General features: G+C 29.3%; 9 protein-coding genes. 1 reads left to right on the top strand and 8 read right to left on the bottom strand.

The genetic code is table 11. The features are described 5' to 3' along the window. Positions 1-131: 131 nt before the first annotated feature. From ACIQ2X_RS10350 to ACIQ2X_RS10315, 8 genes are all read right to left on the bottom strand, one after another. Entirely contained in the window at positions 132-926 is a 795-nt protein-coding gene (locus ACIQ2X_RS10350; RefSeq protein ID WP_396178854.1) for a DUF3825 domain-containing protein, read from the bottom strand. 362 nt (positions 927-1,288) lie between these two features. Continuing rightward, entirely contained in the window at positions 1,289-1,714 is a 426-nt protein-coding gene (locus tag ACIQ2X_RS10345) for a hypothetical protein (protein WP_396178853.1), read from the bottom strand. A 4-nt stretch (positions 1,715-1,718) separates the two neighbouring features. After that, positions 1,719-2,468 carry a hypothetical protein gene (locus ACIQ2X_RS10340; protein ID WP_396178852.1) on the bottom strand — a complete coding sequence of 250 codons (750 nt, stop codon included), beginning with the start codon at positions 2,466-2,468 and terminating at the stop codon, positions 1,719-1,721. A gap of 180 nt (positions 2,469-2,648) precedes the next feature. Further along, entirely contained in the window at positions 2,649-5,321 is a 2,673-nt protein-coding gene (locus ACIQ2X_RS10335; protein WP_396178851.1) for a carboxypeptidase-like regulatory domain-containing protein, read from the bottom strand. Beyond that, positions 5,302-6,117, bottom strand: a complete 816-nt coding sequence (locus tag ACIQ2X_RS10330) for a GLPGLI family protein (RefSeq protein ID WP_396178850.1) — start codon at positions 6,115-6,117, stop codon at positions 5,302-5,304. Before ACIQ2X_RS10330 ends, ACIQ2X_RS10335 begins: the two co-directional genes overlap by 20 nt. Before the next feature lie 57 nt (positions 6,118-6,174). Continuing rightward, positions 6,175-6,501: a hypothetical protein gene (locus tag ACIQ2X_RS10325; protein WP_396178849.1), complete on the bottom strand. Its 327-nt coding sequence runs from the start codon at positions 6,499-6,501 to the stop codon at positions 6,175-6,177. Between the two features lie 434 nt (positions 6,502-6,935). Beyond that, a complete protein-coding gene (locus ACIQ2X_RS10320) occupies positions 6,936-7,478 on the bottom strand; it encodes a hypothetical protein (protein ID WP_396178848.1) in 543 nt (180 codons plus the stop codon). Between the two features lie 356 nt (positions 7,479-7,834). After that, entirely contained in the window at positions 7,835-8,023 is a 189-nt protein-coding gene (locus tag ACIQ2X_RS10315) for a hypothetical protein (protein WP_396178847.1), read from the bottom strand. 697 nt (positions 8,024-8,720) lie between these two features. Here ACIQ2X_RS10315 and ACIQ2X_RS10310 point away from each other — a divergent pair. Further along, positions 8,721-8,963, top strand: a complete 243-nt coding sequence (locus ACIQ2X_RS10310) for a hypothetical protein (RefSeq protein WP_396178846.1) — start codon at positions 8,721-8,723, stop codon at positions 8,961-8,963. The last annotated feature ends 481 nt before the right edge of the window (positions 8,964-9,444 follow it).

The following is a 9,444-nucleotide window of genomic DNA, read 5'->3' as shown; positions in this document are numbered from 1 at the left end:
TTACTCAAACAACTTATCGATAACTCCATAAGTGTTGACGGCATGTAATCGGTTCTGTTCAACACGGGGTTCATTGTTGGCTTTTCAAGCCCAACGAACCCCTAGCTGTTGGGCGATGGTGCTTTTATTTATTATGGTTTTAGCCAATTACTTTGTGGTTTAACAATCAATCTTGCATTATTATATGCCATTTTAAGTGTCAAGCAAGTTCTTGCAGTATAAGTTGTGTCATTTAGTTTATGAACAACAAGAGCTAAATCAGGATTTGGCGAACCAGATGTCAAACATAAAGGAAGCAATAGTTGAGTTTTATTATCATAATATTGTGGCACAGCAATTTTATAGTTAGTTCTTACTTTTTTCTTAACTTCATCAATTGCTCCAACAAGTTGTCTTCTTAATTCTGCATCATCGGCATTTTGTAAATGTTTTGGAAATCTTGAAATATTATCTCCAATTATATGGTCTAAATCTGGAATTAAATCGCATTTTGGGTTAAAAATTAATAATTCAGGTTTGTCAAAAAAATCTGCAACATCAGGCATTGAATGTGAAAAATGACGAAGAATGTTGTTGTCACTTTTCTTTAAAAACGCTTTAAAACAGAAAGGTGTAGTAAAGCCAGGACGTGGTTTTTTATACTCTTCAAAAAACGCAAAAATATCTTCTAAATTTTCAGTTACTAAACCAGTATTGAAACAAGCAAATTTGTTGTCAGCCGTAAATTTTACTTTTTTTTCTTGAAGAAGTTTTCTAAAAGTAAACTCAAGATAATTTTTTAAAATCCCATAAGTTTTATTTGCACTATCTGTGAAATCCCATTCTTCTTTGTCTGAAAGAGTTTCAGCTAAATGTGTTATTGCATTTTCATATGATGGAAAGACAGCAAATTTAAAAAGTTCTGAATTAAAGGTAGTTTTAGCCATATTGATATATTTTATTAGTTTTTTATATAAAAATAAGAGCCATCAACTTTATCAGGATGGCTCTCTATATCTTGTTTTTACTTTTATCTTTTTTTTTGCAGATAGACCTGCAACCGTCTTTATGTAACAATATGGTACAAATATAAATACTAATTCTTGTAAAATAAATTGAGTTTTTTTTAACTGTTTTTTTCGCCGCCAGTTTTTTTAGCATCTCGCCCAACGTGATGCCGCTTGGCGATGTGGCGGATTAAGGAAGCCTAAACTTTCGGTTAAACACTGATTTTACAAGTACAAAACCATCTTTAAATTAAGCCTAAACCCACCATATTGCCAAACGGCGGTTGGGCGATGTAATAATTTTATGCGTTTTTTTGAATAAATTGAGTTTCTTTTTCGGTAAAATCACCCCAATCTTTTCCATTTTTGGAATAGTTTGATTTCTCAATATGTTGATTATATCTTGAACTTAATTTCTCCAAAATCTCACTATAATTTTTCCCTAATATTTCACAACTTTGAGAAAATGAAATTGAAGTTTTTCCTTTTGTTTCTGTATGATGAATATTTATAAATTTTTGGGTTGTCAAAACATATTCTCCCAAAAATTCGTCACAATAATTTAAATATATTGTTGTTTCTATATTTGAGTTTAAGATTAATTCAAATAATTCATTTACTGAGTTTAATTTTCTGTCATTTTTATTTAACGCTCCAACAATGTAAGGAATAGTTAAACCTGTTCTTTTCTCTTCTAAACTCCAATTTTCCAATAGTTTTAGCCACATAATTTTAGTTTTTATATTCAATTATTCTTTCAACATATGAAACTGCTTCTCCATTTTGATATGCAATTTGGGCAGTCCAATTTTTATGTACGTCATATTCGTATTTGTAACTTCCTCTATTTTGCTCTTTACCTTTATTGTCATAATAAATAACGTCTTTAATATTACCATCATCGTAATATGTATATTCTGTTTTTCCTTGAGAATATTTTTCAGTAATTAATTTATTATCTTCATTATAAAAATACGTGGTTTCGATAAACTCTTTAGTTTGCCAATCTTTGAGAAGTTCTTTTTTTAAATTATTATTCTCATCATATTCTCTTTTTACCAAATAGCCTGCATCACTACTTTCTTCAATGCAATTTCCATTTAAATCATATTTTAATTTGAATTGCATAACTCGTTTACCTTCTACTGGTGTATAACGGTTTTGTTCTATTTTTTGATTTTTTTCATTATACTTAACTTTGGTAATAAAACTAATTCCATAACTATCGTATTCTGAAAATTCAATTTCATTACCAAAATCGTTATATTTTGTAATAACACTACAAACATCTAAATCAACACAAGCCATTTCACCTTTTACGGGTTCGCCAAATTTTTCGGTTACGTTATGTCGTGTTTTTTTTACTGATAGAACGTTTCCTTTTAAGTTTTCTTTTTCTAAATCATTTTTAATTGATTTTTTTTCGCAACTAGATACAATGCAATTAGTAAAAAGTAAAAGTAAGATTAAAGATTTTTTCATTTTTTTTTCGGTTTTAGTTCTGAAATTATATCGCCCAACGTTTGGCGCTTTGCGAGGTTGCGGACTAAAAAAGCCTTGACTTTCGGTTAATTACTGACCATAAAGATAAGCCAAAACTTTAAATTAATCACTTACCCCGCAATCTTGCAAAACGCTTGTTGCAAGAAGCCTTTCTTCTTTTTAAAACCTATATTCCATTTTTAGCATTATATATCTTGGCATTAATCTGTATTCAGTTGTTGAGTTACCAATGTCGGATATTGTATAATTTCTAAATGTGTTTGTATTAAATAAATTTTTACCTGATAACATAAATATAATTTTGTTTTCTTTGACGGTGTATCGGGCATCAATATCTAAAAAATAATATTTATTATCCGCTTGTAAATTGCCAAAATAATATCGCTCTGATTGAATGTCAATATTTAACTTTTTGTTTACTATAAACGTTAAATCTAAAAAACTTACATTGTCTGTAAACTTGTTTAAAGTCGTTGTTTGTATTTTAGTACTGAACCAATTGCTACCTAAATGAAAATTAATTATACCACCAAAAGCCGTCCTAAACTCCATGCCATAATTATAATTTGTTGATATAACTTGTCTTAAGTCCGAATTATTGACTATATTTTTGAACTCCGTTTGTGTATAACCTAAATTAATTTTTAAGTTGCTTTCTATTTTTTTAAAAAAATAATTTACCGTTGTATTTGTTGTAAAAAGTGCACGGTCTTTTATTATTATTGCTTCAGATTGTGTAAAGTTTTGGTTGATTAGTGAATTGGTAGAAAAAAAATCATGATTTTTAGAGTAGGCAATTGTTGAACTTGTAAAAAATTTGTCAGTCAAATTTCCTAACTGATAATTAAAAAATAACGATGAAGCATCTAATTGATTAAACTCACCTGTTCCACTGCTAAAATTTCTAAATCCTGTTAGCACCAAATCGTTAAACACATTTAAAACTGTTGCATTGGTTTTGTTTTGTCCAAATGATGTTCTGATACGATTTTGATTATTTATTTTCCAGTCGAAACCGAAACTTGGATTTATAAAAAAGGGGGTTTGTGTAGGGATTTCATTATTGTTATTAATTGAATTAAAGAGTTGATGAATTTCTAGATTGGCTGAAAGTAACATATTTTTAAAACTGTATTGATATTTTCCATTTGCATAAAGATCATTAACGTTGTAGATTAAGTTGTTTTGATAACCTGCTGGATTATTTATAATTTCATTATTGTTTAAAAGTAAAAATTGACTTACTAATTCGTCTATTCTGAAGGTATTTCCTATTTTAAATTCAATTAGATTATCATTTTCTTTGCGGTCTAAAATATGTGCTTCGAAGGCGGCAAAAGTCATTTTTTGGGTCAAAGTTTGACTTACATTGGTTGCAGTTGTATTAGGGAATAAATCAGAAAATAAAAACTGATTTACATTATAATTTTGAGGTGCTTGTTCATTAATAAAACGCCCCGTCAATAAAAATACTTTATTATCATTATACTTGTTTGTGTAACTTATTTTTTGGTCAAATAATTCCAAAGGATTATTTAAGCTTTCAACGGTAGATTGATTATTAAATAGTAGGTTTGACGAGCTGTTGGAACTTGCATTTTGATATTTAGTAGTTGATTCTATCATTTTTACCTGAGATAAATTATAATTCAAATCTACTTTAGCAAAACCAATCTGGTTTTTGTTTCGTAAAATATAAGCTTCTCTATTTGTAAAGTTTGTGTTATTTAAAGCAACATTATCAACACGATTCCTAAAGAAGTCTAATTCATCCCAATTATAAAAGCCTAATGTTTTAATTTTTAGGTTTTTAGTAGGGTTAAAAATAGCATTTAATGAAACCATTTCAGCATTATTAAATGTGGTTCTGCTTCTTTTAAAATTGGGTGGAGTTGCCGACAATCCAATTAAAGTTGAAATATTTTGATTATCACCAATACTTGCGGGTTCATTAAAACGAATAGGTCTTATTAGATGATTAATATCACCTGTAGCGTCGTAGCCAATATTATTGATATTGGATAAAAAATAATATTTGTTTTTTTTACCAAAATTCATGATGTTGGCTTTAAAATAGTGTCTATTTGTAGTAGTTACTCCATCATAGCCTACGGTCATATTTCCAAACCAAATACGTTTAGCATCTTCGTTGAGTTTTAAATTTAAAGCAACTTTTTCGCTTTGTTCAATTCCTTTGAGTAATCGGTTATTAGAATAGTTTTGTAGTAACTCAATTTTGTCAATTGGTTGAGCTGGCATATTTTTAGTAAGTATTTTGTAGCCACGCTCAAAAAAATCATCGCCATCAATCATTACTTTTTCAATTTCTTGATTGCCTATTTTAATAGTGCCATCAGGTTCTACGGTAAGACCCGGGATTTTTTTTAATAAATCTTCGACCACTTCTTCATTGCCTTGGGCAAAAGCTTTAGCGTTAAAAACAATAGTATCTTTTTTTTGTGTAATGTCTAATTCTGCTCTAACAATAACTTCATTTAAAGTAAAAATTTCTTCTTTTAGTATGATGTCTAAGGATTTTTTAAGTTTAAAATCTTTAATATTTACTAAAATTTCTTGCTTTGCAAAGCCTAAGGAAGAAAAACTCAATAAAAAATTACCGTTAGCTTTTGGGTCTATAGAATAAAAACCATTTTCAATAGTTCTTGTATAGGATATAAAACTACTGTCAATGGCTTTTTTTAAAACTACAGTTACAAATTCAATAGGTTCACCGTTCTCAGAGGAAACTTGACCTTGAATTTGACCTTTAGCAAATTGAACAACAAAAAGGAAGGCAAGTAAGCTTATAGTCCTAGTCTTTTTTATTCTCATCTATTGTTTCTATTTCCCATTCAAAGGTTTTCTCTTCTCTATATTTTCTGCCATCGTCATTTGGAGTAGGAGTAAGACTACTTCCTTTAGGTAATCTTGCATTCATTTTTTTCGCTAATATTTTATCAAAATTATCCTGCAAATATATTTCTTCTTTATGTGTTATTTCGTTTTCAGCAGTTGGCACTTTTATTATTTCATTAGTTTCAAAAGGTATTATAACTTCGGTTGCATAAAAACGCATCATTTTTTCGCTATCTTCTGCCTCTAATATTAAACCTGGTAAACCATGTAATTTCCATGGACCAAAAGGAGCAGGAATGTCATAAGTGAACCAAGCAGTATAATCACGTCCTCTAAAACTCCCTTTAGCCATTGTAGCAGTATAATTGCCTATTTTTTTAGTTTTACTTTCAATTTTCCAATTAATTTCTATCCAGTTTTCTTTAACTATAAATGCTTCAGAAATTGCATTTTTTGGTCGTCTAGTAATTACAATTTTCTCTTTTATACTTCGGTAAATTTGACGTCCTAAAGAATCGCCATAAGGAAGTTTTAATGTGAGACTATTATCATCTTCTTTATTAACGTCCAATTTACTATTATTTTTACTACTTAACTGTATGCTTTCCGATGAATTAAAAAACATTTCTTGATTACTACTTAAATTGGTTTGCTTTTTATTAGGAAAAAAACATTTAAATGTAATTTTTCCAGCATTACTTCCTTGAGCAGAAACGCCTAATGTAATATTTGAAACAATTATTACAAAACAAATTTTTATTATGTTATTCATATTTTAAGAATTTAGAAAAATCAGGTTAGATTATCTAACCTGATTATCATTTAATAATTAATTACTCCTAAATCTAATTATTGATGAAGTCCAACCTGGAAAGAAAGTGTTAATCATACCAAAGATATCATCCCAAGTGCAGTTATTATTAGAGTAGTAAAATGACCCTGAACCACCCCATGCACCATCTCCATTTGAACCATCATCAAAGTTAACGGTAAAACCGCAAACCAAAGCTTCTGAATCTTCAATTGGCAATTCTAAATTATCAACATTAATTAAACTTTCAATTTTGTTAACATCAATTTCAGATGTAACTTCTGTGTTTGCAAAAGCAAACGAACCGATTAGCATAAATGCTAAAGAAAAAAATAAATTCTTCATACTTTTTATAGTATTTTGCTTCAATCTTTGCAAGAGCTTCTGGCTCATTAAGGCAGTCAAAGATTTTCTGCTGTTGTTTTTCCTTATGGGTTTCTGCCCGCTACAAGTGATTTATTTTCATCCGTTAGGTGTTATTTCGTTTCTGTAATGAGCCATTCCGTAGGCTGAACGTTGAAATTTAACACGAACGTCGGTCATAAGGTTTCTTGCAACGTTCCGCAGCTACACGAGGTTTGGGATCAAGTATGCCTTAATTTTCGGTAAAAGACTGAACTTTCAGACACAAAAACAGCTTCGGAGTTAGCCTAAAAACCAAATCTCGTGTAACTGCTGTTAGGGCTTCGGTTTTTTATTTATTACAATTTTCGGTTACGCTTCTGCACCGTTTTTAAGTTAGAAGTAAATTTAAAAATTATTTATTATGTTTAAAGATGTTATTTACCTTTTTCAGAATTGGAAGTATTTAAAAGACTGTCTTTTTTTTGGTTTAAAATTAAAGTACGCAATTTGGATAATTCCAATTCCAATTCTTCTTTGGTTATTTGTTTTGATTGGTCATATTCTTTTGTATTTAGGGTTTTTATAAAATCATAACAACTATATAAACCACCAAACAACCCAAACACAAAAACAATGTAGAAAGTTTTAACTTGTCTTTCAGATAATTTAGAATCATTGTATAGCTTGTTTTCAGTTAACCAAATTTTATTTACGCCTTCATTTTTAATAAAATCTTTAATTTTTACGATGTCAAAAGTCAAATTTCTTAACTCGTCTTTAGTATCAAGCATTACTGTTACTAAATTTTTTCGCTCTAAATATTTACAGACAAATAACCCTCTATTTTTATTTAATTTATGTTTTTCAAAAAAAGTATTTACAATACTTTTAAACGCACTATTTTTATCAAGTGTCAACAAAAAAATTAAAAATTTGTCTGCAATTATAGATTCTTTTTCTGTTAAAGTGTCTTTCATATTTCGGTTCTTTAAACTGAGCCCTAACGTTTTGCAGCTACACGAGGTGCAATGGTACGTGACTGGATATTTTCTATTTAAGTAAAAAGTTCAATGCGAAACGGCAATTCCACTAAATCCTTGCATCTCGTGTAACTGCTGTTAGCGGTTCGGCTTTTTCAATATTCGCTTTTCGGTTTAGTTTCTGCGCCGTTTAAAGTCAGAAGCACAAATTAAATTTCAAAATTATGTTTTCAAAACACACAAAATTTCAGAATGAATTAGAAACAAATCAGTTTCTAAAATCAGTAACTATTTACCGATTTCTTTGGTTTCCAATTTTTAAGTCAACCAAAGAAATGGCAGATAAGATTTAATTATTTTTCTAACAGAAATGTAAGCGAATACATATAAGCTGTTGTCGAATTTAGAATTATCGGTGTAACTTGAACTACTTTGTAACCTTCTTCAAGATATTTGTTCAATGTTGGATATTCTTTTTCGGTAAATTTATCATCTTTATCAATGATATTTGTGTGGGTTGTTACGGTAACTACTTTTTGCATTTTATCGTTATTTAAAGGTTAATATTCAATTACATTTCTGTTTTTATGCGGTTCTACTAAGCTGACCGCTAACGTCTTGCGGCTTTGCGAGGTTTGGGGAAAGCCTTCCCAATTTTTTGATTTAAAAACCAACAGTCCAAGTACAAGACCAACTTTAAATTAAGCCTAAAGCCCAAATCTTGCAAAACCGCTGTTGTAGGTAGTTGTTCTGTCTGTGAAATTTGTGTCTGTTAAAAAGATTCAGCTTTTTGTTAACAAGTATCCTTCTGAATTTTTGTAGGATTCAAAAAGTTTTTGTTAATTTGCATTTCGCATCAAAGTGAAAACTCCAACCTAAATAGGAGGAGTATAGTGTAGTTCTTGAATTTATTGTCTAACTTAAAATGAATATTATGAAAGCAATCATTTTAAATCTCAACAACCGATATGGCTATGGTCAATTAGCCTATAACTATCTAAAGAAGAAAGGAGGTATTTTATGGCACAAGAAACATTCATCTTGCTGTTTATGGTTTTATTAGTCTGCCTGCGAAGCGAATAGTAAACCATTTCTTAAAGGCTGGCACTTCGGTGTCAGCTTTCTTACCTCAATTCAACACTGCAAATATATAAATACTTTTTAATTATACAATAGTAAAATCAAAAATTTAACAAACACAATATTTCAAAGAACTAATTTAACCTTTAATATAAATAAATGAACCTAACAATTACTTGTCCTCAATGTGGATATAACCAATACAAAGCATTAAATACTAAAACAAATAAAGAAGTTACAATTATTATTTCCAAATGCGAAACAACTGCTTGTGAATTAGAAATTCCCGAAGATGAAGTTTTTAATACGTTTAACAGACAAGAAGATTTATGTCTTCCAAGTCGTTACGTTTTAATTTCTCAAACACTTTCAGATTGTTTTGGAGATGATTCTCTGAATTGATTCAAACAAGTGTGCAAGTCTAATAAATCTACTCCAACTTTTGCTACTTCAAGTTTTCTTCCTTCTGAAAAATGTTTGTAAGTGAAAGTTGGTAGTAGCAATAGTTGTTTAATTAATCTTTGAGTCTGGTTTTCTTCTGTCATTGTTGTTTTTTATTTACAACGTGTAGCTTTTACAATTACCTACAACGTTTTGCATATTTATGAAGTGGCGGCTTTTGAAAACCGATGTTTCTGTTTAGCACTTAACTTTCTTTGATGCACAAAGTTTCTATTTTGCACTAAACCCGCCATTTCATAAATATGTTGTTGCAAGAAGCCTTTCTGTTTAGCATATAATATCTCAATACATCTTTACATAACTATCTTTTTTATAATCATATTTAACTAAGGTTGGAAAATTTTCAGTAAATCCAAAACCAAAGTATTTATAAAAAGAATTTTTCTTATCAATCAAAAAAATAATTTTATTTTCTTTTAGA

Origin of the sequence: Flavobacterium sp. (assembly GCF_044368625.1) — a bacterium.
Classification (GTDB): Bacteria; Bacteroidota; Bacteroidia; order Flavobacteriales; family Flavobacteriaceae; genus Flavobacterium.
This window is presented reverse-complemented; position numbering and strand designations above follow the sequence as displayed.

Bases quoted from the DNA above. Each gene is read 5' to 3' on its own strand.
- ACIQ2X_RS10330 (WP_396178850.1), bottom strand. From the start codon at position 6,117: ATGAATAACATAATAAAAATTTGTTTTGTAATAATTGTTTCAAATATT.
- ACIQ2X_RS10340 (WP_396178852.1), bottom strand. From the start codon at position 2,468: ATGAAAAAATCTTTAATCTTACTTTTACTTTTTACTAATTGCATTGTA.
- ACIQ2X_RS10335 (WP_396178851.1), bottom strand. From the start codon at position 5,321: ATGAGAATAAAAAAGACTAGGACTATAAGCTTACTTGCCTTCCTTTTT.
- ACIQ2X_RS10320 (WP_396178848.1), bottom strand. From the start codon at position 7,478: ATGAAAGACACTTTAACAGAAAAAGAATCTATAATTGCAGACAAATTT.
- ACIQ2X_RS10310 (WP_396178846.1), top strand. From the start codon at position 8,721: ATGAACCTAACAATTACTTGTCCTCAATGTGGATATAACCAATACAAA.
- ACIQ2X_RS10315 (WP_396178847.1), bottom strand. From the start codon at position 8,023: ATGCAAAAAGTAGTTACCGTAACAACCCACACAAATATCATTGATAAA.
- ACIQ2X_RS10325 (WP_396178849.1), bottom strand. From the start codon at position 6,501: ATGAAGAATTTATTTTTTTCTTTAGCATTTATGCTAATCGGTTCGTTT.
- ACIQ2X_RS10345 (WP_396178853.1), bottom strand. From the start codon at position 1,714: ATGTGGCTAAAACTATTGGAAAATTGGAGTTTAGAAGAGAAAAGAACA.
- ACIQ2X_RS10350 (WP_396178854.1), bottom strand. From the start codon at position 926: ATGGCTAAAACTACCTTTAATTCAGAACTTTTTAAATTTGCTGTCTTT.